The sequence below is a fragment of the Klebsiella sp. LTGPAF-6F genome (genome assembly GCF_001753185.1).
Classification (GTDB): Bacteria; Pseudomonadota; Gammaproteobacteria; order Enterobacterales; family Enterobacteriaceae; genus Klebsiella; species Klebsiella michiganensis.
The window spans coordinates 5,805,846-5,831,777 of the sequence record NZ_CP017450.1 but is presented as its reverse complement, the minus strand read 5'-3'; the positions used below and the strand labels follow the sequence as shown (position 1 = coordinate 5,831,777).

Genomic DNA, 25,932 nt, shown 5'->3' with positions numbered 1-25,932 from the left:
ATTAGGCCAACGCTATGATCCGTATTTCCGATGCTGCACAAGCGCACTTTGCCAAACTGCTGGCAAATCAGGAAGAAGGGACACAAATTCGCGTATTTGTGATCAATCCCGGCACCCCTAACGCCGAGTGCGGCGTGTCCTACTGCCCACCGGATGCGGTGGAAGATTCCGATACCGCGCTGAAGTTTGAGCAACTCACCGCCTACGTCGATGAGCTTAGCGCGCCGTACCTGGAAGACGCTGAAATCGATTTTGTTACCGACCAGCTGGGCTCCCAGCTGACGCTGAAAGCGCCAAACGCCAAGATGCGCAAAGTGTCCGACGATGCCCCGCTCATGGAGCGCGTTGAGTACCTGCTGCAGTCGCAGATTAACCCGCAGCTGGCCGGCCACGGCGGGCGCGTCACGTTGATGGAAATCACCGACGATGGCCTGGCGATTCTGCAATTCGGCGGCGGCTGCAACGGCTGTTCGATGGTTGACGTGACGCTGAAAGAGGGGATCGAGAAGCAGATGCTGAACGAGTTCCCGGAACTGAAAGGCGTACGCGATCTGACTGAACACCAGCGCGGCGAGCACTCCTACTACTGATTTCCCCGCCCGGCAGCCTTTTCGCGGCCGGGCGACTCCCCTCATGTTCCCGCGCAACATTTCCCGCTAAGCGACCCGGCAGAAACCCGGGAAAGAGTATGACTTAAGTCTCATATTTGAAATTTTCACCGCCCAGGTGATTCTCAAACTTCATATGTTACCCGTATCATTCACTTCAGGCGCCACAGATAAAAAAATAGCCAGCTATCCTTTCTCTGGGTAAGGATAAAGCCAGCTTCTACGGCGTCAGACATTTTTTGTTCCGGTCGGAACGGATGAAGTCAATGTTGAAACTATGACGTTACCCATAACAAATTAAGGCCAGGTAAATCATGCCATTAGTCATCGTTGCTATCGGGGTTGCCCTGTTATTGTTGCTGATGATCCGTTTCAAGCTGAACGGGTTTATCGCTCTGGTTCTGGTGGCACTTGCCGTCGGGCTCATGCAGGGTATGCCTCTGGATAAAGTTATCGTCTCCATCAAAAACGGCGTTGGGGGGACCCTCGGCAGCCTCGCGCTGATCATGGGCTTCGGCGCGATGCTCGGTAAAATGCTGGCGGACTGCGGCGGCGCGCAGCGTATCGCCACCACGCTGATTGCCAAATTTGGTAAACAACATATTCAATGGGCGGTTGTGCTCACCGGCTTTACCGTCGGCTTCGCCCTGTTCTATGAAGTGGGCTTCGTACTGATGCTGCCGCTGGTCTTTACCATCGCCGCATCCGCCGGTATCCCGCTGCTCTATATCGGCGTCCCGATGGCGGCCGCGCTCTCCGTCACGCACGGTTTCCTGCCTCCGCACCCGGGCCCGACGGCCATTGCCACTATTTTCCATGCCGACATGGGTAAAACCCTGCTGTTCGGTACGATTCTGGCGATCCCGACGGTTATCCTCGCGGGGCCGGTTTACGCACGCTTCCTGAAAGGTATCGATAAGCCGATTCCGGAAGGCCTGCATAACCCGAAAACGTTCACTGAGGAAGAGATGCCGGGCTTCGGCGTCAGCGTCTGGACCTCTCTGGTACCGGTTATTCTGATGGCCATGCGCGCCGTGGCCGAAATGGTTCTGCCGAAAGGTCATGCCTTCCTGCCGATCGCGGAATTCTTCGGCGACCCGGTCATGGCCACGCTGATCGCGGTACTGATCGCCATGTTCACCTTCGGTCTTAACCGCGGTCGTTCCATGGAGCAGATTAACGATACGCTGACCTCCTCGATCAAAATTATCGCCATGATGCTGCTTATCATCGGCGGCGGCGGCGCCTTCAAGCAGGTGCTGGTCGATAGCGGCATGGATAAATACATTGCTTCTATCATGCATGAATCCAATATGTCCCCGCTGTTTATGGCATGGTCGATTGCTGCGGTACTGCGTATTGCGCTGGGTTCCGCCACCGTTGCGGCGATCACCGCGGGCGGTATCGCCGCGCCGCTGATCGCCACCACCGGCGTGAGCCCGGAACTGATGGTGATCGCCGTTGGCTCCGGCAGCGTTATCTTCTCTCACGTTAACGACCCGGGCTTCTGGCTGTTTAAGGAATACTTCAACCTGACCATCGGCGAGACCATTAAGTCGTGGTCGGTGCTGGAAACCATTATCTCAGTGTGCGGCCTGGTAGGCTGTCTGCTGCTGGGGATGGTGGTATAAGCTGCTTGTCCGCCTAAAACGAGCCGGGTCGCCGCGAGGCGAACCCGGCTTTTTTATGCGCTCTGGCCACAACGGCCAGACTTATCGCAGTAATACCCGCCTGCGCGCGGCGCCTGACATTGAAATTCAGCAAACTATCCCCCATTCTAGATCTCATGCTATAGCGCCGGACGCGCGCTTCATTCACCCAATTCAACAGGACTGCGCATATGACCAATCCATTACTGACGCCTTTTTCATTACCGCCATTCTCTGCCATCAAACCCGAGCACGTGGTCCCCGCGGTCACTAAAGCGCTGGATGATTGCCGGGCGGCGGTAGAGCGCGCGGTGGCGCAAGGGGCGCCGTATACCTGGGAAAATCTTTGCCAGCCGCTGGCGGAAGTAGACGACGTGCTGGGGCGTATTTTTTCCCCGGTCAGCCATCTGAACTCGGTCAAAAACAGTCCGGAACTGCGCGAAGCCTACGAGCAGACCCTGCCGCTGCTTTCGGAGTACAGCACCTGGGTTGGGCAGCATGAAGGCCTGTACAAAGCGTACCGCGACCTGCGCGACGGCGACCATTACGCCACCCTGAATACCGCGCAGAAAAAAGCGGTGGATAACGCGCTGCGCGATTTTGAACTCTCCGGTATTGGCCTGGCGAAAGAGCAGCAGAAACGCTACGGCGAAATCGCCGCCCGCCTCTCCGAGCTGGGCAATCAGTACAGCAACAACGTGCTCGACGCGACCATGGGCTGGACCAAGCTGGTCACCGATGAATCTGAGCTCTCCGGCATGCCGGAAAGCGCGCTTGCCGCAGCGAAAGCCCAGGCTGAAGCCAAAGAGCAGGAAGGGTTTCTGCTGACCCTGGATATCCCGAGCTATCTGCCGGTAATGACCTACTGCGACAATCAGGCGCTGCGTGAAGAGCTGTATCGCGCCTATTCCACCCGCGCCTCCGACCAGGGGCCGAACGCCGGAAAATGGGACAACAGCCCGGTAATGGCCGAAATCCTCGCCCTGCGCCACGAGCTGGCGCAGCTGCTGGGCTTTGACAGCTTTGCCGACAAGTCGCTGGCGACCAAAATGGCCGAAAATCCGCAGCAGGTGCTCGACTTCCTGACCGACCTGGCGAAACGCGCCCGTCCGCAGGGTGAGAAAGAGCTGGCCCAGCTGCGCGCCTTCGCCAAAGCCGAATTCGGCGTGGATGAACTGCAGCCGTGGGATATCGCTTACTACAGCGAAAAACAGAAGCAGCATCTTTACAGCATAAGCGATGAACAGCTGCGCCCCTACTTCCCGGAAAACAAAGCGGTTAACGGCCTGTTCGAGGTGGTTAAGCGTATTTACGGTATTACCGCGAAAGAGCGTACCGATGTGGACGTCTGGCATCCGGAGGTGCGCTTCTTCGAGCTTTACGATGAAAAAAATGAACTACGCGGTAGCTTCTATCTCGATCTCTACGCTCGCGAACATAAACGCGGCGGGGCGTGGATGGATGACTGCGTTGGCCAGATGCGCAAGCTTGACGGCTCGCTGCAAAAGCCGGTCGCTTATCTGACCTGTAACTTTAACCGTCCCGTCAACGGTAAGCCGGCGCTGTTCACCCACGATGAAGTGATCACCCTGTTCCACGAGTTTGGCCACGGTCTGCACCATATGCTGACCCGTATCGACACCGCCGGCGTGTCCGGCATCAGCGGGGTACCGTGGGATGCGGTCGAGCTGCCGAGCCAGTTTATGGAAAACTGGTGCTGGGAGCCGGAAGCGCTGGCCTTTATCTCCGGCCACTATGAAACCGGCGAACCGCTGCCGCAGGAATTGCTGGAGAAAATGCTGGCGGCGAAAAACTACCAGGCGGCGATGTTTATTCTGCGCCAGCTGGAGTTCGGCCTGTTCGACTTCCGCCTGCATGCGGAGTTCAGCCCGCAGCAGGGCGCGAAAATCCTCGAAACGCTGGCGGAAATTAAGCAGCAGGTGGCGCTGATCTCCGGGCCGTCGTGGGGCCGTTTCCCGCACGCCTTCAGCCATATTTTCGCCGGCGGATACGCAGCGGGTTATTACAGCTATCTGTGGGCCGACGTCCTGGCGGCGGATGCCTTCTCGCGCTTCGAAGAGGAGGGTATCTTCAATCGCGAAACCGGCCAGTCGTTCCTCGACAACATCCTTAGCCGCGGCGGTTCGGAAGAGCCAATGGTCCTGTTCAAACGCTTCCGCGGTCGCGAGCCGCAGCTGGACGCGATGCTTGAGCATTACGGCATTAAGAGTTAATCCTGTTGTGAAAATTTGTTTAATTGATGAAACGGGCGCCGGAGACGGCGCCTTATCTGTTCTGGCTGACCGCTGGGGGCTGGAGCAGGATGAGGACAACCCGATGGCGCTGGTGATGACGCCGGCGCATCTTGAGCTGCGCAAGCGCGATGAACCGAAGCTTGGCGGCATCTTTGTTGATTTTGTCGGCGGGACCATGGCCCACCGGCGCAGGTTCGGCGGCGGCCGCGGCGAGGCGGTGGCAAAAGCGGTGGGAATCAAAGGTGACTATCTGCCGGATGTGGTCGATGCGACCGCCGGTCTGGGAAGGGATGCCTTTGTTCTTGCCTCCGTGGGCTGTCGCGTGCGGATGCTGGAGCGTAACCCGGTGGTTGCCGCGCTGCTCGACGATGGCCTGGCGCGCGGCTACGCCGACGCTGAAATCGGCCCCTGGTTACAGGAGCGTTTGCGGCTGATTCACGCTTCCAGCCTGACGGCGCTGACCGATATCACCCCGCGTCCGCAGGTGGTCTATCTCGACCCGATGTTTCCGCATAAGCAGAAAAGCGCGCTGGTGAAGAAAGAGATGCGGGTATTTCAGTCGCTGGTGGGGCCGGATTTAGACGCCGACGGTCTGCTGGCGCCGGCGCGTCAGCTGGCGACCAAACGGGTGGTGGTTAAGCGCCCGGACTACGCGCCGCCGCTGGCGGATGTCGCGACGCCTAACGCGGTGGTGACCAAAGGCCACCGTTTTGATATCTATGCCGGAACGGCGGTTGAGCCGCAGGGGTAAGCAACCTGCGTCAGGGCCCTTTCCCCGGGGGCGGCGCGATGCGCCTTGCCCGGGCTACGGGTTCTTGCGATCTGGGGGTTCTGTAGCCCGGATAAGGCGTTAGCCGCAATCCGGGAAACCTCGTCGACCGCTCCGTTTTTACGCGCTTTTTGTATTAATCATCCTGTTCAGCCACGGCACCATGATCGCCATGACCACCGTTACGCCCAGGGTCACCAGGCCAATTTTGCTGAAGACATCGGTATAAATCGGCAGCGTCTGTAGCGGGTCGGTAATATTATCCGGTACGGCGGTGAAGGTCGCCACGTAGCCGCCCAGCAGGAACGCGGCCGCCTGGGTTAAAAACCACATCCCAAGAATAAAGCCCATCAGATGCTGCGGCACCAGCGCGGCAACCATCGCCAGCCCCAGGGCGCTAATCAGCAGTTCCCCCAGACTCTGGAACAGATAGACCAGCACGATAAACCACGGCGAGGTCAGCCCCTGGGCGTCGGCAAACCACATTCCCGCCGCGGCTGCCGTGAGAAAGCCCAGCGCGCACAGGAACATGCCAAGGGTAAACTTCATCGGCATAGTCAGGTCTTTGCCCTTATTGCCCAAACGCGTGTAGATAGCGGCGAGGATCGGGCTGGCCACCACCACCCAGAACGGGTTTAGCGCCTGAAAGCTCACCGGGTTAATCGCGAAACCAAGTATTTCATGGTGAACGTTATTGATAGCAAAGAAGTTGAGCGAGGTGGGCATCTGCGCGTACAGAATATAAAACAGCACCGCTTCCAGCATCAGGATAAAGGCGACGAACATTTTGTTGCGCCCGGTTTTATCCAGCTTGAAGGCCTCGCGGAAGAAGAAAATCGTCACCACCACTGAGAGGATAATCAGCACCAGATTGGCGATTTTGACATTATGCATTAGCCAGGCGCAGAGAAATATCATGACCACAGTACCGGCCAGCACGTACAGTAAATTGCGCAGGCTCAGCGGTTTGTGGTCCGGCTCAGAGCCGATATCTTTCACCATACCCCGACAGGCGAAGTAAACCAGCAGGGCGACGATCAGACCGGCGCCGCACAGGTTGTAGGTTACCGCATAGCCGAACTTGTCGGCAATCACCGGCGCCAGCGACAGCGACAGCAGCGAACCGATATTGATCGACATATAAAACAGCGTGAAGGCGCCATCCAGGCGGGCATCTTTTGGCGGATAGCATTTGGACAGCAGGCTTGCCGGGTTAGCTTTAAACAGGCCGTTACCCACCGCAATGGTCCCCAGCGCGATGAAAATCAGATTGGGTTTGAGCAGCGACAGGCCGGTCATAAAGTAGCCTGCGGCAAGCACAATCGCGCCCAGAACCAGCGTACGTTTCGTACCCAGCAGGTGATCGCCGACATAGCCGCCGATGGAGATAAGGCCATATACCAGCGCGGCAAACGCGCCAAAGGTAATAAACGCCTGCTCCTGAGAAAAACCGAGCTGTTTAACAAAGAAAACGGCCAGGATCCCCTGAACGCCGTAATAGCCAAATCGCTCCCATAGTTCCACAAAGAAGATCATGAAGAATGGGCGAGGTTGCTGCAGCAAGCCTGTCGGTGCGGTTGAATTCATCTTTCTTCGCCTTTAAGTCCTGTCCGGAAAAGTATGAACGCGTATGCCAAAACGCGCTGAAAAAGGTTAATTTTGCGTAATGATATGATGTTTATCTATTTTGGCGAATTATTATATGGCTATATTGCTTTTGAAATGGTTGATCAACCTGGCATTGTGGCGATTATTTGGATTTATATGCTTTTTGCGGCGGGTGGGGGAAATAAAAACGCCCGCGTTGGCGGGCGTTGGTCATCAGCGAAATGAAATAACGTCCTGTTATTCGTCTTCTTCGTCGCGCAGCGGGACAATCAGCATATCCACGTGAACGGTGTTGATGAGCTGACGAGCCGAGGACATCAGTTTGCTCCAGAAGTCCTGATGGTGACCGCAAACCACGAGGTCCATATCATACTTTTTAATCGCATCAACCAGCACCTGGCCGAGATCGCCGCTGCCGCTCAGGGTCTCAGTGATCGGATAGCCAGCGTTGGTGGACAGCTCGCTTAACGCGTGGTGAGTCTCTTCGGAGATGCGTTTCTGCATGTCGCCCAGATTGACGTCAATAAGGCCGGTGTAGAGATCGGAGTAATTCACATCCACGTGGATCAGGGAAACTTTTGCATTGTAGGGGCGGGCCATAGAAACGGCTTTTTCTACCAGTACTTTGCTTTCCGGGGACAGGTCTACTGCAATGAGAATATGTTTGTAAGCCATGGTGTTACTCCTTCCATAAGTTGTCGATGACCGTTGGACCTGACAGCCAGCGCTGCCGCTTCGCCCGCGTCCTGCGTGCTACATTCGCGGGGGGGAGTCCTTAAGGACCTAATTGTAGAAGATATTTCTACCTTATAGCGCCCCTCGCGATCCGTCAATCCACCTTGTTCAGCGAATAGTTAAACAAATATATCCGACTTATGCATTGATAATGATTAACGTTGTGGTAAAAAAATTAACTGATCTCCTACACTATTTAATGAGCCGGTCGGATAAATAAACGTGATCGGAATCGCACTCTTTCACAGTACAGTCGGTTTGATATTGGGGAGCGGTAGTCCCGGAGGGAGCCTCCGAGGACGGGTCGCCGGGGAGGAGGTATGATCAGCACTGTTGCGCTGTTTTGGGCCCTGTGTATCGTATGTGTAGTGAATATGGCACGCTACTTCTCGTCGCTGCGTGCATTGCTTGTTGTGCTACGTGGTTGTGACCCTTTGCTCTATCAATATGTCGACGGCGGCGGTTTTTTTACGTCGCACGGGCAGCCCGGCAAACAGGTGCGCCTGGTGTGGTACATCTACGCCCAGCGCTACCGCGATCACCACGACGATGAATTTATCCGCCGCTGCGAGCGGGTTCGTCGGCAGTTTATTCTCACCAGCGCGCTATGCGGCCTGGTGGTGGTCAGCATGATTGCTCTGGCTATCTGGCACTAGCTTCACGATACAAAAAAAACGGGCCAGTTTCCTGACCCGTTTATCTTTCTTGTTTCTGATATTCGCTTAGATAATCTGCAGCGAGAGCCAGTACAGCGCGCCGGACAGCAGAATCGCCGCGGGCAGGGTCAGTACCCAGGCCATCAGGATGCTGGTGACGGTTTTCTTCTGCAGACCGCCGCCATCAACGAGCATCGTCCCCGCTACCGAGGAGGAGAGCACGTGGGTGGTGGAAACCGGCATACCGGTATAGCTCGCCAGACCAATCGATACGGCGGCGGTCATCTGAGCTGACATACCTTGTGCGTAGGTCATCCCTTTCTTACCGATTTTCTCGCCGATGGTGGTCGCCACGCGACGCCAGCCGATCATGGTGCCGATACCCAGCGCCAGCGCAACCGCCATAATAATCCAGATTGGCGCGTACTCGATGGTGCTCAGCATATCGGTTTTCAGCTTCTTCAGCAGACGCTTATCGTCAGCATTCACTTCCGGCAGCTTAGCCACTTTGTCAGTGGTGTCGGAGATGCAGAGCATAATACGGCGCAGATGGCTACGCTGTTCCACGGAGAGCGTGTCGTAGCTTTCGGTACCGGTCAGCATCGTCTTCACGCGGTCAAGCGCGTTGATGGTGTTTGCCGGGTGGCAGTGGAACTCGCCGTTTGCGGCAGCCCCTGCGTCCGGAGACGGGATGAGCTGCTCGGCGCCGGTCGCTTTTTTCAACAGCTCAGGACGCTGCTGGAAGAAGGTTTCCACGTTGTTGACCGCATCGCGGGTACGGGTGATTTCGTAGCCGGAAGCGTTCATATTGACCACGAAGCCAGCCGGAGCCACGCCGATCAGCACCAGCATCACCAGGCCAATGCCTTTCTGACCATCGTTCGCGCCGTGGGAGAACGCGACCCCAATGGCGGACAAAATCAGCGCAATACGCGTCCAGAACGGCGGCTTTTTCTTGCCGTCTTTCTTTTCACGCTCGGCTGGAGTCAGGTGGATACGGGCGCGTTTTTTGGTTCCGCTCCAGTAGCGACGCAGAATGAAAATCAGGCCGCCCGCCACGACCAGGCCAACGATTGGCGAGACGATCAGCGAGCCAAAAATACCCATGACTTTCGGGATGTTCAGCGCGTCCACCACCGACGTACCGGTCATCAGGGCATTGGTTAAACCAATACCGATGATCGCGCCGATCAGGGTGTGCGAGCTGGAGGCCGGAAGGCCGAAGTACCAGGTGCCGAGGTTCCAGATAATTGCCGCCAGCAGCATGGAAAAGACCATGGCGAGGCCATGTGCTGAACCCATGTTAAGCAGCAGGTCGGTCGGCAACATATGCACGATGGCATAGGCTACGCTGAGACCGCCCAACAGAACGCCGAAGAAGTTAAAAAGAGCCGCCATCGCCACAGCAAGCTGCGACCGCATTGCGCGAGTGTAAATCACCGTTGCAACCGCGTTTGCGGTATCATGAAAACCATTGATCGCTTCGTAAAAAAGCACGAAAGCCAGAGCAAGCAATAACAGTAATCCGGTATGTAAATCCAGACCGGCAAATAAATGTACCATAGGACGTTACGCCATTTTGAGGACATGAACGCGGCGCATTATCAGTGACTTTCGCGGCGCGGGCAAAGTGAAATATAGACTTTTTTTGATTTTCTTCCTGTTTAAGTTTTACCTTGTTGGGAGTATTCCTATATCTTTCAATGAGGTACGCAAATCTGTTTTTTTCAGTCTGGTGCGACCAGAATGAAAAATTTACAATTCCCGACAATCGGGATATGAGGAATGTTGTGTGGAAAGGTTTGATGCCATCGTAATCGGCGCCGGAGCGGCGGGAATGTTTTGTGCAGCGCAGGCGGGGCAGGCAGGCTGTCGGGTGCTGCTGCTCGATAACGGCAAAAAGCCCGGGCGGAAGATCCTGATGTCTGGCGGTGGCCGCTGCAACTTTACTAACATGTATATCGAACCCGCGGCATATCTCAGCCAAAACCCGCATTTTTGCAAATCTGCGCTGGCGCGCTACACCCAGTGGGACTTTATCGATCTGGTTAGCAAACACGGTATCGCCTGGCATGAGAAAACCCTGGGCCAGCTTTTCTGCGATGATTCCGCCGAGCAAATCGTTAACCTGCTGCTGGCCGAGTGCGAAAAAGGCGGCGTACACATTCGCCTGCGTAGCGAAATTATCAGCGTAGAGCGGGATGATGAGGGCTATACGCTACAGCTTAACGGCGAGACGGTGGCGGCGAAAAAGCTGGTGGTTGCCTCCGGCGGGCTATCCATGCCCGGCCTGGGCGCCTCGCCGTTTGGCTATAAGCTCGCCGAGCAGTTTGGCCTGAAGGTGCTGCCGACCCGCGCGGGCCTGGTGCCGTTTACCTTGCATAAGCCGCTGCTCGAACAGCTGCAGGTGCTTTCCGGGGTGTCGGTGCCGTCCACCATCACGGCGGAAAACGGGACCGTCTTCCGGGAAAATCTGCTCTTTACCCACCGCGGGCTGTCCGGGCCGGCGGTACTGCAAATTTCCAGCTACTGGCAGCCGGGAGAGTTCGTCAGCATCAATCTGCTGCCGGATTGCCATCTTGATGACTTCCTCAACGAGCAGCGCGCGGCGCATCCCAATCAGAGCCTGAAGAACACCCTGGCAATGCAGCTGCCAAAGCGGCTGGTCGAGTGCCTGCAGCAGCTGGGGCAACTGCCGGACGTCACCCTGAAACAGCTTAACATTCGCGAGCAGCAGGCGCTGGTTGAGACGCTGACCGCGTGGCGCGTCCAGCCGAATGGCACCGAAGGCTATCGCACGGCGGAAGTGACCCTCGGCGGTGTCGACACCAACGAACTCTCTTCGCGCACCATGGAGGCCCGCAAGGTGCCCGGTCTGTACTTTATCGGCGAAGTGATGGACGTCACCGGCTGGCTGGGAGGCTATAACTTCCAGTGGGCGTGGGCGTCAGCCTGGGCATGCGCGCAGGCTTTAGCGGAACAGAAATAACCGCCTGCTCTGTATCAGCGGACCCGGCTCCGCCTTATCCGCTGATATTGTGCTGCTTTAATTTGCGCCACAGGGTCGTGGGGCTGATGCCGAGCATCACCGATGCTTTGGTCCTGTCCCCGTCGGTTTTTTCTATGACATGGGTAATCAGCCGTTTCTCTTGTTTCTTTAATAAATCGGTTTCATCTGATGCCACGCCCGCGGCCGGGAAGTGAGAGCTCTCGTTGGCGTCATCCGGTGAAATTTGACCGATCTGCAGCAAAACGTCTTTGCTCACTCGATCGATGTCCAGCAGGACGATGAGCCGGTAGATAACCGCCTGAAGTTCACGAATGTTGCCAGGCCAGCTATAGCGATGCAAAAAATCCACCGCGTCGGGGGTAAATGTGATTTGCCTACCTTGCTGATAAAGCAGGTGCTGAATCAACAACATGATATCGCCCGGTCGTTGGCGTAAGGCCGGTAGACTCAACTCAAGAATATTTATTCTATAGTACAGATCCTGCCTGAACTCACCGCTGGCGACGAGCTGGCGCAGATCTTTATTGCTGGCGGTGATCAGGCGAAAATCGGCGGTGATCAGCGTATCGCCGCCGAGACGAGAGAATTGCTTCTCTTGTAACACGCGCAGCAGCTTAACCTGTACCGATAACGGCGCTTCGCTGATTTCATCGATAAACACCGTGCCGTTCATCGCCATTTCAAACACCCCCGGTTTTCCGCCCTTGCGCGCGCTGGTAAATGCGCCGTCGGCATAGCCAAAGAGTTCACTTTCCAGAATGCTCTCGGGAATGGCCGCGCAGTTAATCGCGATAAAAGGGCCGTGGCTTCTGGCGCTATGGTTATGAATACTCTGAGCGAAAAGCTCTTTACCTGTGCCGGTATCGCCCAAAATATGAATGGGAAGTTCGTGGCGGGCGCACAGTTTAGCTTTTTTTATTACATCGCGTATCGCCGGAGACTGGCCAATAATGTCGTCGAAAGACCAGGTTGTGGAAAAACCGCGGAGTTTACTTTTTTTGCTGATACTATTTTGCCAAAGCGAACTTTCCTGGTTTAATCCTGTAATAATGCTATAAGATGTTTGGCGGTTGGAAAAATGACGTATGGAAATGTAAATAGTTTGGCCGTTAATATCAATGGCCTGTTCTTTAATATCTAATTCGTTAATAATGCTGGGGTAAATATCTTTAAATGCCTCTTTTTTGAATATTTTATCTCCGACATGACACTGGAATAAGCTCAGGCCGATAGCATTAATATTGATGATCTCACCCAACTGATCAATACACATGATGCCCTCACGTGCTTGATTCAGCGCGGCGTGGCTCATGATGAGCTTGGTATTTTCTCGGTTGAGATATTTTAATAGGCTATCGGCTTCATTGATGGCCTGCTCAATCGAAATATTATCGGTGTCTCCCATAATAGCATTGAGGTTATATTTTTTAGCCATTTCAGCAACCGTAAGGCCGCCGATGACCGTATGGTAATCGTTCTCTGAAAGATTTTTTATAACGTTTTCAATATCATTGTGGTTGTATACCTGGCAAATTTTAAACTCTTCGTTAGTCATGTTCTGATAATGACGTAAGGCATTACAAAATTGGGGGAAACCAACCGCGGCGATTTTTTGTGATTTGATTTTGGCCTGTTGTAAAATGCGATAAACGCCGTGAAAATCATGGGCGATCTCAATGACCGGGATACTAATATTGTTACGCAGGAGGGCGGCGGTGCCGCCTCGGCTAATAATTATCTTAGCGCCGGACTGGATCATCTCATTCGCTTTATCGAGAACGTCAGAATAACGAAATTCATATACCGGAACATCGAGCTTCCTCTCAATAAGAACATTCATGATGCGTTGGGTTATTGTTTTGGAAACTGAAAAAATGACAATTTCATTATTCTTCATATATTATTCGCTCAGGTGTTCTGGGTTTGCAATGTTTATTATATGGTGAGCACAGGGAGAATCAATGAGGGTGGTCATATAATACGATATTAAGAATAAAAGCCTTACGCATAGCAAATGCGTAAGGCTAAGTTTTTAGTGATTAGAAACGCAGGCGGCGGTAGACAATTTGACCGTTGCATAAGGTAGCGCAGTTATCGATATAACGGTCACCTTCGAGTTTGACCCCGTGGGTATCTTCAAAAATGACGTTCTCTTTTCGCAGCTTAACAATCGAAATATCAGCACTGGCGCCGGGCGCCAGGGTACCAATTTGCCCCTGCATTTTCATTAAGCGGGCCGGCGTGGCGGTTACCGCGCGAACGATATCGAAGAAGGACATTCCCATATTGAGATATTTCGACATGACGTGGAGCAGACTGTAGACCTTATCCGTCCGTAAGCTATTTCTCAGGGTGAGATCGGTGCTGATGATATCGGGATAAAATCCCTGCTCCATGGCGGTTCTGGCAACGTGAAAATCAAAGTGGGCCACGCCGTTTGAACAGTCGAAGATAACCCCTCTGGTCTGCGCCTCTTTTATTGCCGCATAGACCTCGCCCTGTTCATTGAGAATCGAGTGGCCGGTACCGTGGAAGCAGTGGGCGTAAATATCATCGGCATTAAAATAGCGGATCAGTTCATCGGCGCAGAGAAGAGAGTCCGTGACGTGAACGCAAATCGTGGTATCCAGTTTACGCGCCAGGGAGACGGTAGAGAGAAGAGGGTCGCTGGCGTACTGTTTCCCTTTGGCGATATCCTGGCTGTAGCGTAGTTTCAATCCCAGAATATTGTCTCTGTTGCTATTCAGCGTTTGGGCGATTTTCTCCTCGTTGTAATTCGCCGGATTGGTATTTTCCAGATACCCGGTCGGCCCGCCCCCGAGGGTGGAAAGCCCGACGTTGACCACGTTCAAATAGCTTTTGATTTTCACCATGGCAGGATGAATCACGCTATTGCGAAAAAGCGGATAATTCACCCAGCCGCTGCTGCCGGCATCGACCATGCTGGTGACCCCGTTGGGCAAGCATACGATGTCAGGGTTGACGCTGATGGCGGTCCCGCCGTGAAAAACATGACCATGGAAGTCGATTAAGCCAGGCAGCACGATACAACCCGCGGCATCAATCACCGTTTCGGCCTGCAAATCGTCAACGGTATTTAAGTCCACGATGCGATCGCCGATAACGCCAATATTACGATTAATATAATCATGACCTTCGGGATCGGCGACCAGACCGTTTTTAATCAGAATATCCAGTTTCATTTTATGCTCCCGTTAAATGCCGATAAATTTCCAGTAGGGAATACCGATCAGGAAGAAGATTAATACGTTGACCACCACCATGATGGTGCCCAGCATCCAGAACGTTTTTTGCGGGACGTAGCCGCTGGAGAACGTAAATACGCCCGCGCCGTTGCCGTAGTGCGTCAGCAGTGCGCCATAGCCTGCGGAGAAAGCCAGAGAAAGCGCCACGTACATCGGGTGCGCCTGGGTCGTCATTCCCAGGGTAAAGAGTACCGGATAGAAAGAGACGACGAACGCGCTGTTCGAGACAAAGAAATAGCGGACGGCAAGGCTGATAAAGACCAGCACGGCAATCGCGCTGATTTCATTGAGATGCGACAGGTCGAGATAGTTTTTGATAACGTCCACCAGAAAGACGTAGAACCCGCCTTTTGATAGGGCAACCGCACAGCCATAAAACGCGCCATACCAGACGAAGGTCTGCCAGGCCGATTTTTCGCTCACCACGTCATTCCAGCTCAGCACGCCGAAAAGCAGCAGACAGGCGAGGAACGCCAGGCCGACGGGAATAAAGGCGATGCCGGTGATGGAACCGGTCATCCAGCCGAGCACGCCCAGGACAAAGAACACGATCAGCAGCTTCTCTTCACGTTTTACCGGACCCAGCTCACGCAGGCCCTTCTCGGCAATTTCATTGACGTTATCGATAACTTTCAGTTCCGGCGCGTAGATTTTATACAGTATCCACGGCGCGAGCAGCAGCACCAGTCCGGCTGGCACCACGGCGGCTTTAAACCAGGTCATCCATTCGAGATTCACCTTCATGATCTCGTTGGCCAGCGAGACGGTAATTGAGTTGGTCGCCATCCCCGTCAGAAACAGGCTGGAGGTTCCCATTGAGACGACGTACATCAGGATGGTCAGATAGGCGCCGATTTTGCGGCTACCGTCGTCGGGCTTCGAGCCCAGCGCTTCGGCGATGTTCCTGAAGATGGGATAGGTAATGCCTCCCGAACGGGACATATTTGAACCCGTTGCCGGGGCCAGTACGGTATCCGTCACCATCATCAGATAACCCAGGGTGAGGGTATTTTTTCCATAGCGTTTTAGCAGCAGATAGGCGATACGTTTACCCAGTCCGGTAATAACAAACGCTTTGCAAATAATAAAGGCGCTGATAATAAACCAGACCATAGGGCTGCCAAAACCGGCAAACAGGGGAGCGGGGTCGAGAACCAGAGAGGCAAACCCGAGAATAATCAGCATAATGACCGCATCGGTAAACGGGCGCAAAACCAGCCCGCACAGCATCGCCAGATAGATGCCAACCATATGCCAGGTCGGTGCGGAGACGCCTTCCGGGTGCGGTATTATCCAAAATAAAACGGGGAAAAAGATAATGGGCAAGAGTTTTAAATAAAGCATTTTTATTACCTTTGCTTTAAAGCCACGGCCCGTCAGGACGCCGCGGCCTGATATTATTTAATCAAATTAACGATACACGTCGTCGATAAACTCAACGCCGGTCTCATCCAGTGATTTTTTGACCCAAAGGCGATTCGCGGTGCCGTTTTTGGCGGCCTCTACTTTGCTGGCATCGAATTTTGCATACTCTTTGGCTTTATTCAGTACGGCTTCTGCGTCGCCGAGGGGAATAACTATCACGCCATCCGCGTCGCCGACGATCAGGTCGCCCGGACAAACCGCGACGCCGCCAACGGCGATCGGCGTGTTCACCTCCCCTGGACCTTGTTTAAACGGGCCTGCGGGGTTGGAGCCGGTAGCGAACAGCGGAAAATCGAGAACCGACAGCGCATCGATATCGCGGATAGGCCCGTCCAGCACGATACCGGCGATTTTTTTCATGCAGTGGGCATAGGCCACCATGATTTCGCCCATTAATGCCCGCGAACGGTCGCCTTCGTTGGAGACCACAATCACATCGTTCTCACCCGCCATATCCAGCGCGGCGTGCAGCATCAGGTTATCGCCCGCGCGGACTTTCACGGTGATGGCGAACCCCGCCATAATCGGCTTTTTCGGCGAAGAGATACGTTTAATGCCGTTACCCAGAACGGCAATACGGTTCATGGTGTCAGCAATATTCGCCGCCGGGAGCTGTTCAAATTCTTTAAGAAGATCGACGCTGCTGGTCGGACGCTTTAAAAAAATACGGTTACCAATAGTCATTTTTTTCTCCTTAAAAACCCGGGACCGGCCAGGACGGTTTCTTACCGGATAAGACTTCATCAATGCCAATCGCGGAATGGAGCGAGGCTCTGTCGGTCGCTTCAATGGTGGCGGCGCCAATATGCGGGGCAATCACGATATTGCTTAGCGAGAAAATCGGGTCGTTGGCATCAAACGGCTCTTTCTTTAAAACATCCACGCCCGCCCCGGCGATAGCGTGGGTGCTCAAGGCGTGATACAGCGCTTTTTCATCAACCAGCTTTCCGCGCGCGGTATTAATGAAATAGGCGGTAGGCTTCATCATGGAAAACTGTTTCTCTCCGACAAAATCGGTGGTTTCCGCCGTCGTCGGACAGTGCAGAGAAACGAAGTCGCTCTCTTTGAAAATACGGTCAAAATCGTTGGTAAGCTCTACGCCTTCGGGGATCTGCTGCTGGGTTTTATACGGGTCATAGGCGATAACTTTCATATTAAAGCCATGCAGCGCTTTGATTGCCACGCGTGAACCGATATTCCCGACGCCAATTAAACCCAGCGTTTTTCCATCCAGCTCCACTTTTGGCGTGCGCAGTTTTGCCCAGTAATAATCTTCAAGCATCTTTTCCTGTACCAGCTTGAAATTACGCGAGCAGTGCAGCATATAAAATATGGCCAGTTCGGCAACGGACATGCTGTTAGCAATTGGCGCATTTAATACCACGACGCCGTGACGTTTAGCCGACGCCAGATCGACCGTATCGTAACCGGCACCGTGACGCGCAACGACTTTCAGCTTTTTAGCCGCTTCAAATACGCGGTCGGACATTTTTGAAAGGCGGACGATAATACCGTCGCAATCGACGATGTCGCGAATGATATCTTCTTCTTCCATCCCTGAGCCGTTAATCAGTTGATAACCGCGACTTTCCAGATATTCTCTCCCTTCTGCCATGATTTCCTGCGGGAGTAAAATTTTGTACGTCATTTAACTATCTCCAGTGTTGATTACGTGGAGGTAATTGCATGGCGTGTGCCATACATTCATGCAAGATGAGTATTTTTTGTAATGCTTTGATATATATGTGTATTTTGTTTTTGTGGTCAACGAGTTGTGGTGATGTTCTTCACATACCTGAACGCCGGAGTGAGGCCGGTTATTTAATTATGAAATGGTTGAAATGCATAATTAAATGTGCGAATGGCGAGCTTCACATTTTATTTTATTTATATACGGAGAGCATTTTCTTGTAGCGATTGACATTGCCCGGTGGACAACTTAAAACGTAAGCCAAAGGTTAATCGGGAGAGGTTTCGGCAATGAATAAATCACAGGTGGAGATATTCATGCTTATGGTTCGGGAGGGGAATGTTCATTTTGTATCGCAGCGGCTGAGTATTGCGCCTTCGTTGATAACAACCAGCGTATGTGCGCTTGAAAATGAACTGGGTTTCAACCTGATTAAGCGCGGCAGGAATATCAGAAAAGTTATCTTAACGGAAAAAGGACACGCTTTTTATCGGCTTGCTCCAGAGTTACTGAGATTGCTTAATGCGATTGCGGATATTCGGGCGGGAATAAAACAGCCCGGCAAGTCCTTCCCGCCGGGCAAAATAATCAGTTCAGCCCCAGGAAATACTGGGCAATTTTGAAGTAGATAATCAGTCCGGTACCGTCGATAAGGGTGGCGATAAACGGCGCTGAAACTACAGCCGGGTCGATGCCGACGCGTTTGAGCGTCAGGGGGATCACCGACGACACCACCGCGCTCCACAGGGTAATGCATACCAGCGTCAGGCTGACAATCAGGGTGATCTCCATGCCGATGCCCATCATCCAGGCGCGCAGGCAGCCCGCCAGGCCGAGCGTAATGGCAATCAGCAGCGAGGTTGAGACCTCTTTACGGATTACGCGTCCCATATCGCGCAGCCGCACCTCGCCGAGCGCCATGGAACGCACGAGGGTGGAGGTGATCTGCGTCCCGCTATTGCCGCCGGTACCAATCAACAGCGGAATGAAAAAGGCCAGCGCAATCGCCGACTCCAGCGCTTCCTCAAAATGCTGCAACACGCTGCTGGTATAGGCTTCGGCGACAAACAGCAGCAGCAGCCATACCGAACGTTTTTTCCACAGCGCCCACGGGCTGGTTTCCAGGTAGGGCTTTTCCAGCGGCAGCGTCGCGCCCTGACGCTGAGCATCCTCGGTCACGTCATCTTCCAGCAGATGCGCGATCTCTTTTTCCATCAGGCAGCCGACCAGCTCGCCTTTTTCGACCACCGGCACGAGGTCGAGCCCGCGCTCGGCCAGTTCGGCGACCACCTGCGGCCGCGGGTCGTCAGGCCTGACGCGAAACAGGCAGCTATCCATTAAATAACGAATGGACTGGGCGGTATCGCTCTCCTGCAGCAGCTTTTTAATCGATAAACTGCCGCGCAGTTTTTTCCCGGCGACGACAAAAACCTGGCCGGGGATCTCATCGCTGGCCAGCTGAGAAACGAACAGCTCACGCGCTTCATGAACGCTGAAATGTTCCGGCAGGGTAATGAAATCGGTACGCATGTACTGGGCGATCGCGTCGCCGTCGAACGCTGCGGTAGCCTGATGTGCGGCGCACAGTTGAATGGAAGACATGGTGTAATTCCCTATAAAAAATCACTCATAGGGGCGAACAAGACAGGATGAGCACAGGCAGATCCCTACGTCCTGGTTTTAGCACTGCACAACGTATCTGCCCGGCATGAACGCCGTCAGAAGTTACCTTGGCAACACCTTGATTCGATGGAAGCCTGTATTTCCCTGAGTGGTCTCTCTCGATACCAACAGGGCGGTAACTTATGTTTATGCAGGAGCCTCGCCATAACGAGATCGTTAAATGAGGCCTGATTATTCGCGAAGAGAGATGATTAACCAAGCATATAATTCATGTGGTTTATTAATTGTTGAGAAAAGGCGAAAGTTTATTGCGATCAGGGCGATACGGGGATTTTTCCCTCTTAGGGTGAACAAAATTTTTTCAAACTATACTTAGCAATGGATGCGTTATAAATGCTATTTCCCGCGAGATTGTTGGTTGAAAAAACTGAGGTGACCCATCGTATAAGCGATATTTAAGAGGAACGCTGTTATGTTGAAAAACAGGATTAATCTTCAGGTTATTATCTGGACGACGCTCATTGGAGGGTTCATCAGCTCTCTGGTGAAGTCGGGAACGGAAGCTAATATGCCGCCCCGCGTGGCGGGCGAGATATCGCCCCCGGCGGCGCATATCGACGCCTGGCTCGGCTGGCTTGGCATTAATTCACACTCGCTGGACTACGTTTATCAGGGGGTGACAATCCCCGGCGCCGTCATGCTTTACCACTGGCTGTTCAGCTTTGCTTTTGCCTTTCTCTATGTCTTCATTTCCGCATACTGGCCGAAAATCCGGCTTTGGTACGGCGCGGCCTATGGTCTGATTATTACTCTCGTTATGCACGGCTTCCTCATTCCCGCGCTGGGCTTCAGGCATCCCGCCTATTTAAACGGGGAAACCGGGTGGCTGTGGAACCTGAATGGCTACGAGCTGTGGAGCGAAACCCTCGGACATATTTGCTGGTCGTTTTCGATTGAAATCAGCATGATTGCCGTTCTTGCACTGCTGGCAAAACCGATACGAGGCGCATGGGCCAACGAGTCGCCATAATGGCGTTAGCCCCGATCGCGCGTTAAAGAGTCATTTATCGCATCCCACTGCTATGAGTGGGGTGACTCCTTCTCCGTTGGCAAACACTGCAAATGGCCGTGGCGCACGCCGCGCTGGGCGATAACGTCATCGGCAAAATGCTGAACGTCGCCCATATCGCCTTTCAGCACGGCGATTTCCAGACAGTCGTCATGGTTGATATGTACGTGGAGGGTGGCGACGGAGAGGTCGTGGTGGTGATGCTGGGTGGAAACTAAACGGCTGGCTAAATCGCGCTTCTCATGTTCATAAACATAGGAGAGTACCGCGAAGCCCTGGGTGCCGTGCTCCTGAGCGCTTTCCTGGGCCAGCGCGCCGCGCAGAATATCGCGGATGGCTTCGGAGCGATTATGATAGCCGCGGCGCTGGCTCAGGCTATCCAGCGTGTCGAGTAAATCGTCATCAAGAGTAATCGTGATACGTTGCATCTGTTTTAAACCTTATTACGGCGCACGGGAAAGGCGGGAAGTACCGCATTTTGTAACACGCGACCGGCGTGGGAAGAAAACGTTAATTTGTCGCCCACGACCTGCGTCTCAACGATTTGCCCCTCATCCATCACCATCACCCGCTGGCAAAAACGCTCCACCAGACGTAAGTCGTGGGTGATAAACAGACAGGCGGTGCCAAACTGTCGCTGAAGCTTTTTGAGCAGACCAATGACGCCCGCCTGGAGCACCAGGTCGAGGTTAGACACCGCCTCATCAAGGATCAGCAACTGCGGCTCAACCGACAGCGCGCGCGCCAGGCAGACGCGCTGTAGCTGTCCGCCGCTCAGCTGCGGGGGGCGCTTATCGAGCACGCTATTATCGAGATCCACCGCCCTGAGCATGTCGCTTGCCCGGGCCAGCTGTTCCGCTTTCGTCAATGACAGCAGATGTCGCATGGGTTCACGCAAAATCTCGCGTACCGTTTTACGCGGATTCACCGCGCTGATGGCGTCCTGAAACACCATCTGAATATCCCGACGGAACGCCTTTTGCTTGGTGCGATTGAGCCGGGAGAGCGGTTCTCCCCGCCAGCAGACGCTGCCCTGAGTGGGGGATTCCAGGCCAACGAGCAGGCGCGCCAGGGTGCTTTTCCCGCAGCCGCTGCGTCCCAGCAGGGCAACGGTTTCACCGCTTTTTAGCGCTAAAGAGACCTCTTTTAGCACCGTTGAATCGGTATATAGATGGGTTATCGCGGATACGCTCAGTAATGTCATCAGGCCAGCTCCAGTCCGTAGAGGGCGAGATGCGCCGCCACCAGGCTGCGGGTGATGCTGTGCTGCGGAGCGTTGAACAGGCTTTCGACATCCCCCTGTTCCACAATGCAGCCGCTATCCATCACCGCCACATCGTCCGCCAGCCGCGCCACGACGCCCATATCGTGAGTGACCAGCAGCATCCCGGGCCCACGGTTTTGCATAACACCTGCCAGTAGATCGAGAATGCGCGCCTGGGCCACGGCGTCCAGGTCGGTGGTGGGTTCATCGGCAATGATAAACGGCGCCTCGCACAGCAGCGCCATGGCAATCATCATCCGCTGCAGCATGCCGCCGCTCATCTCGAACGGATAAAGCTTCAGGACGCGCTGCGCCTCCTCCAGCCCAACGGCTTCCAGTACCGCCGTAAGCGTGGCGTCGTCTGCGGGTTTACCCAATGCCCGGCAGGTTTCCCGCGCGTGGGTCGCCATGGTGTGCAGCGGATTAAAGGCGCTGCGCGGGTTCTGCATAATGGTGGCGATTTTGCTGCCGCGCAGCTCGCCGGGGGAGACCGGCTGGCCGTCGGCGAGGATCATCCCCGCCGTTTGCCGTACGCCGGAAGGCAAAATGCCCAGCGCCGCCGCGCAGGTTAGCGATTTTCCGCTGCCGCTGCCGCCAACCAGCGCCAGCACGCGCCCGCGTTTGAGCGTCAATGATACGCCGTGCACCAGCGGACGTTCGACCTGTAAGACGATGTTTTGCAGTGTAATTTGTTGCGGCATTAGTGGGCGTGCTCCGCGATCAGATGAGGATCCAGGCGATCGCGCAGCGCGTCGCCCACCATATTAAAGGCCATGACGGTGATAAACAGCGCCAGTCCCGGCCAGAACATTTGCAGCGGCTGGGTCCAGATATACTGGCGGGCGTCGTTAATCATCACCCCCCACTCGGCGGTTGGCGCGGTGACGCCGAGGCCGAGAAACGACATTCCGGCGACGTGCAGCATCATATGCCCGATATCCAGGGTCGCCAGTACCAGCAGCGACGGAATGACCGCGCCGGCCAGATGGTCGACGAATACCCGCACGTGTCCCGCGCCGGAAAGCCGCGCGGCGAGCACAAATTCGCGCTGGCGCAGGGAGATTGTCAGGCTGCGCACCATCCGCGCATACCACGCCCAGTGCGACAGGGCGATGGCGATAATTACGTTGGTCAGCCCGGTTCCCAGTACCCCCACCATAAAGAAAGAGAGGATTGAGGTCGGGAAGGTCATAAACAGATCCGCGACGCGCATGGTGGCCTGATCGACGCGGCCGCCGATAAGCCCGGCGCAGCCCCCGACGAGGAGTCCCAGCGCCAGCACCAGCAGCAGGCAGGCCATCACCGAGCCGAGCGATACGCGGGTCGCCGCCAGCAGACGCGAGAAGATATCGCGCCCCAGATGATCGGTACCGAGCCAGTGCTGGCTGCCGGGCGGCAGCAGGCGCGAAGGCAGATCGATCGCCTGCGGATCGTACGGCAGCCACCACTGGCTGGTGAGCGCAACGACCGCCAGCAGGGCGATGATAAGCAAAGAAATGCGGACGGACCCGCGTGAAGAGAGGAAAAAGTTCACGAGCGCGCTCCTTCATGGCGGCGAATGCGCGGGTCCAGCGCGGCGTTCAGCAGATCAACCATCAGGTTACAGACCACAAAAACGATCACCATCATCAGGGTGAAACACTGAATCACCGGATAATCGCGATTAAAAATCGCCGAGACGGCGTAGCGGCCCACGCCGGGCCAGGCAAAGATATTCTCGATAATCATCGTGCCGCCAATCAGCTCGCCGATATGCATCCCCACGGCGGTAATCATCGGCAGCGAGGCGTTGCGCAGAATATGGCGGCGCTCGGTTTGCCTGTCGTTCAGGCCGCGCAGTCTGGCCCAGGTTACGTGACGCTGCCCGGCGACTTCCAGCATGCTGGCGCGCAGCAGGCGGGCGTTGATCGCCAGCGACATAAAGGCGATCGACACCGCCGGCAGAATGATGTGCTGCCAGCCGCCATAGCCCATCGCCGGCAGCCATTGCAGATAAACCGAAAAGAACATCACCAGCAGGAAAGCCAGCCAGAAGTTGGGCATCGACACGCCGAGAAAAGCGATGATCCGCACAATAAAATCCGGCAGGCGGTCGCGGTGCCGCGCCGCCCAGATGCCCAGCGGTACGGAAGTGAGGAGGATCAGCACCAGCGCGGCGCCGGCCAGCTGCAGCGTGGCGGGCAGAAAGCTCAGCATGTCATCCAGTACCGGACGCTGGGTGGCGAACGAAACGCCAAAATCCAGATGCAGCGCCTGCCACAGCCAGCTGCCGTACTGGACGATAAGCGGCCGCTCCAGCCCCAGCATCGCGCGGGTTGAGGCCACCATCTCCGGCGTCGGCGGCAGGTTTGACAGGCGCAAATAGTCCAGCGCCGGGTCACCGGTGCCCAGGCGCAGCATTAAAAAGATAATCACCGAGGCGGCGAAGATCATCGGTATCAGCAGCGCGACCCGCCGCAGCGCGTAACGTAACATCAGGGTTTCACCGGCTTAATCTGTTCAAACGGAATTTCAGACGCGATCGGCGCGTAGGGAATCGCCCCCAGCTCCGGTCTGGCGACCACCATCATCGAGACGTAGCTGATGGGCAGATAGACCGCATCGTTGTGCAGTCGGGTCAGCAGGTCTTTGTACAGCGCCTGACGCTGCGTTTCGTCGGTGGTTTTCAGCACTTCGCCGATTTCTTTATCAATAATCGGTTTGTCGGCTAATCCCAGCTGCGCCTGAAAATCGGCGTGCGACGGTACGCGCATCGAACTCATAAAGGCGTGCGGATCGTAGGGGGCGCCCCAGGTACGGTTGAAAATCATGCCGAAGCGACTATCGCGCTGGCGGGCATAAATACTGCTCTCTTCCTCGCCGACCAGCGCCACGTCCACGCCAACCTGGCGCATATCGGCCTGAATGATTTCCGCCATCGATTTGCTTAGCGCGTCGGTACCGATAAACGACAGCTCAACGCGCAGCGGCAGGCCGTTTTTCTCGCGAATATCCTTACCCGCAGGCAGGACCCAACCCGCGTTTTCCAGCAGCGCCTTCGCCTGCTGCGGATCGTACCGGCGCGGCGTCAGGCCAATATCGGCATAGGGCACGGTGGGGGCGAACAGCGTATCGGCCACCTGCTGAGTGCCGTACAGGGCGTTATCAATCAGCGATTTTTTATTCACCGCAAAGTTCAGCGCTTCGCGCACCGCTAGCTCGTTGGTGGGGGCTTTGGCGGAGTTCAGCGCCAGCATCACCGTCTCTATCGGGCGGGAAAGCTGGGTACGGTAGGCCGGGTTGTGGCTGAAGCGGTCGAAGGTGTCGAGCGGCAGCAGCCCTTCGTTGCCGTAGAGCAGGTCAATATCGCCGGTTTCAAAGGCCACCGCGCGGGTCGTCGGGTCCGGGATCACCTTGACGGTAATTTTTTCAATCTGCGGCTTTTCGCCCCAGTAGCGCTCGTTACGCACCAGCACGTCGTACTGATTGAGTTTTGATTCCTTCAGCACCCACGGACCGGTGCCAATCGGCGCTTTAATGCCGTGCAGGGTCTCATTGTCTTTGAACTGCGACGGGGCGATAAAGCGGAAAGGGCGCGGCAGCGCCAGCTCCTGTAAGAACGGGTAATAGGCGCTTTTCAGGGTGATTTGCAGCTGGTTTTTGTCGAGCGCGTTGACCTCGACGATCTGATTGACCAGCTCCAGCCAGGCGTGGCGCTGGCGGTTATCGAGCACCACGCGGAAGTTCTCCGCGGCGGCATGGGCGTCAAACGCTTCGCCGTTGGAAAATGTCACGTCATCGCGCAGGGTGAAGGTCCAGACTTTGCCGTCCGCCGAGTGGGTCCAGCTTTTTGCCAGCCAGGGTTTTACCGAGCCATCCGCCTGATACTTTACCAGCGGCTCATAGACCATGCTCTGGGCGTACATCTGGTTGGGCGTATAGAGGTGCGGGTTGAGCGGCCCCACGTTGACCGGCCAGGCGGTGGTGATTTCATTGGACGCGGCGCAGGCCAGCAAAGGGGCGCAGGCGAATAGCGCCAGCAGGGTGGTGCGGATAATAGACAAGGCTTTTTCTCAGCGACAGGAAAGTATGACGATTTTAAAGATTCATCATACTTTCGGCGTAAGCTGGATCAATATCGGGCCTGAAAGTATAAGAAAACGGTATATCTCTTTTGGCTGTATGAGCTTACGAACCCGCCTGCAGCCCGGCTAAACGCAGCGCAAGCCGGGAAGCATCAGCTTCGGCACATTTCCCGGAGGCGATGCTGCGCATCTGTCCGGGCTACCGGCTCGCAGACGGCGGGGAACCCGTAGCCCGGGCAAG

The 25,932-nt window shown here is 55.2% G+C and carries 24 protein-coding genes and 1 riboswitch; of the genes, 9 read left to right on the top strand and 15 right to left on the bottom strand.

The features are described 5' to 3' along the window. Positions 1 to 14 precede the first annotated feature (14 nt). The 4 genes from nfuA (at position 15) to rsmJ (ending at position 5,263) form a co-directional block, all read left to right on the top strand. Positions 15 to 590 (top strand): Fe-S biogenesis protein NfuA, encoded by a 576-nt coding sequence (gene nfuA, locus BJF97_RS27395; RefSeq protein WP_004106660.1) that lies wholly within the window; start codon positions 15 to 17, stop codon positions 588 to 590. 332 nt (positions 591 to 922) lie between these two features. Continuing rightward, positions 923 to 2,239 (top strand): gluconate transporter, encoded by a 1,317-nt coding sequence (gene gntT / locus BJF97_RS27390; protein ID WP_004134706.1) that lies wholly within the window; start codon positions 923 to 925, stop codon positions 2,237 to 2,239. A gap of 209 nt (positions 2,240 to 2,448) precedes the next feature. Continuing rightward, on the top strand, positions 2,449 to 4,491 hold the full coding sequence (gene prlC / locus BJF97_RS27385; protein ID WP_032694209.1) for an oligopeptidase A: 2,043 nt from the start codon (positions 2,449 to 2,451) through the stop codon (positions 4,489 to 4,491). Between the two features lie 7 nt (positions 4,492 to 4,498). Next, complete coding sequence (gene rsmJ / locus BJF97_RS27380; RefSeq protein ID WP_004855183.1) at positions 4,499 to 5,263, top strand: 16S rRNA (guanine(1516)-N(2))-methyltransferase RsmJ; 765 nt, start codon at positions 4,499 to 4,501, stop codon at positions 5,261 to 5,263. A gap of 138 nt (positions 5,264 to 5,401) precedes the next feature. On the opposite strand, the gene dtpB is transcribed toward rsmJ, so the two are convergent. Beyond that, a complete protein-coding gene (gene dtpB / locus BJF97_RS27375) occupies positions 5,402 to 6,868 on the bottom strand; it encodes a dipeptide/tripeptide permease DtpB (protein WP_025106828.1) in 1,467 nt (488 codons plus the stop codon). A 72-nt stretch (positions 6,869 to 6,940) separates the two neighbouring features. Between dtpB and BJF97_RS34845 the strand changes: the two genes are divergently transcribed. Continuing rightward, complete coding sequence (locus BJF97_RS34845) at positions 6,941 to 7,114, top strand: hypothetical protein (protein WP_155774232.1); 174 nt, start codon at positions 6,941 to 6,943, stop codon at positions 7,112 to 7,114. 12 nt (positions 7,115 to 7,126) lie between these two features. On the opposite strand, the gene uspA is transcribed toward BJF97_RS34845, so the two are convergent. Continuing rightward, positions 7,127 to 7,564, bottom strand: coding sequence for a universal stress protein UspA (gene uspA / locus BJF97_RS27370; RefSeq protein WP_004126268.1), 438 nt, complete (start codon positions 7,562 to 7,564; stop codon positions 7,127 to 7,129). A 380-nt stretch (positions 7,565 to 7,944) separates the two neighbouring features. Between uspA and uspB the strand changes: the two genes are divergently transcribed. Further along, entirely contained in the window at positions 7,945 to 8,280 is a 336-nt protein-coding gene (gene uspB, locus BJF97_RS27365; RefSeq protein WP_004855171.1) for a universal stress protein UspB, read from the top strand. 66 nt (positions 8,281 to 8,346) lie between these two features. Here the strand turns inward: uspB and pitA are convergent, their stop codons facing one another. Beyond that, positions 8,347 to 9,843: an inorganic phosphate transporter PitA gene (pitA, locus tag BJF97_RS27360; RefSeq protein WP_014227140.1), complete on the bottom strand. Its 1,497-nt coding sequence runs from the start codon at positions 9,841 to 9,843 to the stop codon at positions 8,347 to 8,349. Between the two features lie 229 nt (positions 9,844 to 10,072). On the opposite strand from pitA, the gene BJF97_RS27355 reads away from it, so the two are divergent. Continuing rightward, positions 10,073 to 11,269 (top strand): NAD(P)/FAD-dependent oxidoreductase, encoded by a 1,197-nt coding sequence (locus BJF97_RS27355; RefSeq protein ID WP_032694210.1) that lies wholly within the window; start codon positions 10,073 to 10,075, stop codon positions 11,267 to 11,269. A gap of 34 nt (positions 11,270 to 11,303) precedes the next feature. Here the strand turns inward: BJF97_RS27355 and BJF97_RS27350 are convergent, their stop codons facing one another. From BJF97_RS27350 to BJF97_RS27330, 5 genes are all read right to left on the bottom strand, one after another. Next, positions 11,304 to 13,187 (bottom strand): sigma-54-dependent Fis family transcriptional regulator, encoded by a 1,884-nt coding sequence (locus BJF97_RS27350; RefSeq protein WP_014227138.1) that lies wholly within the window; start codon positions 13,185 to 13,187, stop codon positions 11,304 to 11,306. A gap of 142 nt (positions 13,188 to 13,329) precedes the next feature. Then, positions 13,330 to 14,493, bottom strand: coding sequence for a metallo-dependent hydrolase (locus BJF97_RS27345; protein WP_014227137.1), 1,164 nt, complete (start codon positions 14,491 to 14,493; stop codon positions 13,330 to 13,332). Positions 14,494 to 14,505: 12 nt separating this feature from the next. Then, a complete protein-coding gene (locus BJF97_RS27340) occupies positions 14,506 to 15,900 on the bottom strand; it encodes a DASS family sodium-coupled anion symporter (RefSeq protein ID WP_004126262.1) in 1,395 nt (464 codons plus the stop codon). Positions 15,901 to 15,966: 66 nt separating this feature from the next. Continuing rightward, positions 15,967 to 16,665 (bottom strand): RraA family protein, encoded by a 699-nt coding sequence (locus BJF97_RS27335; protein ID WP_032694211.1) that lies wholly within the window; start codon positions 16,663 to 16,665, stop codon positions 15,967 to 15,969. 10 nt (positions 16,666 to 16,675) lie between these two features. Beyond that, a complete protein-coding gene (locus tag BJF97_RS27330; protein ID WP_025106833.1) occupies positions 16,676 to 17,629 on the bottom strand; it encodes a hydroxyacid dehydrogenase in 954 nt (317 codons plus the stop codon). 332 nt (positions 17,630 to 17,961) lie between these two features. On the opposite strand from BJF97_RS27330, the gene BJF97_RS33160 reads away from it, so the two are divergent. Then, complete coding sequence (locus tag BJF97_RS33160; RefSeq protein ID WP_032694212.1) at positions 17,962 to 18,294, top strand: LysR family transcriptional regulator; 333 nt, start codon at positions 17,962 to 17,964, stop codon at positions 18,292 to 18,294. Here the strand turns inward: BJF97_RS33160 and BJF97_RS27325 are convergent. Then, positions 18,260 to 19,273, bottom strand: coding sequence for a magnesium transporter (locus BJF97_RS27325; RefSeq protein WP_004855147.1), 1,014 nt, complete (start codon positions 19,271 to 19,273; stop codon positions 18,260 to 18,262). The genes BJF97_RS33160 and BJF97_RS27325 overlap by 35 nt on opposite strands. 56 nt (positions 19,274 to 19,329) lie before the next feature. Beyond that, a riboswitch (M-box (ykoK) riboswitch) is annotated at positions 19,330 to 19,513 on the bottom strand. Between the two features lie 253 nt (positions 19,514 to 19,766). Here BJF97_RS27325 and BJF97_RS27320 point away from each other — a divergent pair. Further along, positions 19,767 to 20,324: a YagU family protein gene (locus BJF97_RS27320; RefSeq protein ID WP_025106835.1), complete on the top strand. Its 558-nt coding sequence runs from the start codon at positions 19,767 to 19,769 to the stop codon at positions 20,322 to 20,324. Positions 20,325 to 20,374: 50 nt separating this feature from the next. Here the strand turns inward: BJF97_RS27320 and nikR are convergent, their stop codons facing one another. Genes nikR through nikA form a run of 6 tightly spaced genes read right to left on the bottom strand, consistent with a single transcriptional unit; the run spans position 20,375 to position 25,670 of the window. Then, positions 20,375 to 20,791, bottom strand: coding sequence for a nickel-responsive transcriptional regulator NikR (gene nikR, locus BJF97_RS27315; protein ID WP_025106836.1), 417 nt, complete (start codon positions 20,789 to 20,791; stop codon positions 20,375 to 20,377). Positions 20,792 to 20,796: 5 nt separating this feature from the next. Continuing rightward, positions 20,797 to 21,567: a nickel import ATP-binding protein NikE gene (nikE, locus tag BJF97_RS27310; RefSeq protein WP_032694213.1), complete on the bottom strand. Its 771-nt coding sequence runs from the start codon at positions 21,565 to 21,567 to the stop codon at positions 20,797 to 20,799. After that, the gene (gene nikD / locus BJF97_RS27305; RefSeq protein WP_032694214.1) at positions 21,567 to 22,328 is read right to left on the bottom strand and encodes a nickel import ATP-binding protein NikD; all 762 of its coding nucleotides are present in this window, start codon (positions 22,326 to 22,328) and stop codon (positions 21,567 to 21,569) included. The genes nikE and nikD overlap by 1 nt, the downstream gene beginning before the upstream one ends. After that, positions 22,328 to 23,161 (bottom strand): nickel ABC transporter permease subunit NikC, encoded by an 834-nt coding sequence (gene nikC / locus BJF97_RS27300; RefSeq protein ID WP_004855132.1) that lies wholly within the window; start codon positions 23,159 to 23,161, stop codon positions 22,328 to 22,330. Before nikC ends, nikD begins: the two co-directional genes overlap by 1 nt. After that, positions 23,158 to 24,102 carry a nickel ABC transporter permease subunit NikB gene (gene nikB / locus BJF97_RS27295; RefSeq protein WP_032694215.1) on the bottom strand — a complete coding sequence of 315 codons (945 nt, stop codon included), beginning with the start codon at positions 24,100 to 24,102 and terminating at the stop codon, positions 23,158 to 23,160. The genes nikC and nikB overlap by 4 nt, the downstream gene beginning before the upstream one ends. Continuing rightward, positions 24,102 to 25,670, bottom strand: a complete 1,569-nt coding sequence (gene nikA, locus BJF97_RS27290) for a nickel ABC transporter substrate-binding protein (protein WP_032694216.1) — start codon at positions 25,668 to 25,670, stop codon at positions 24,102 to 24,104. The genes nikB and nikA overlap by 1 nt, the downstream gene beginning before the upstream one ends. Between the last annotated feature and the right edge of the window lie 262 nt (positions 25,671 to 25,932).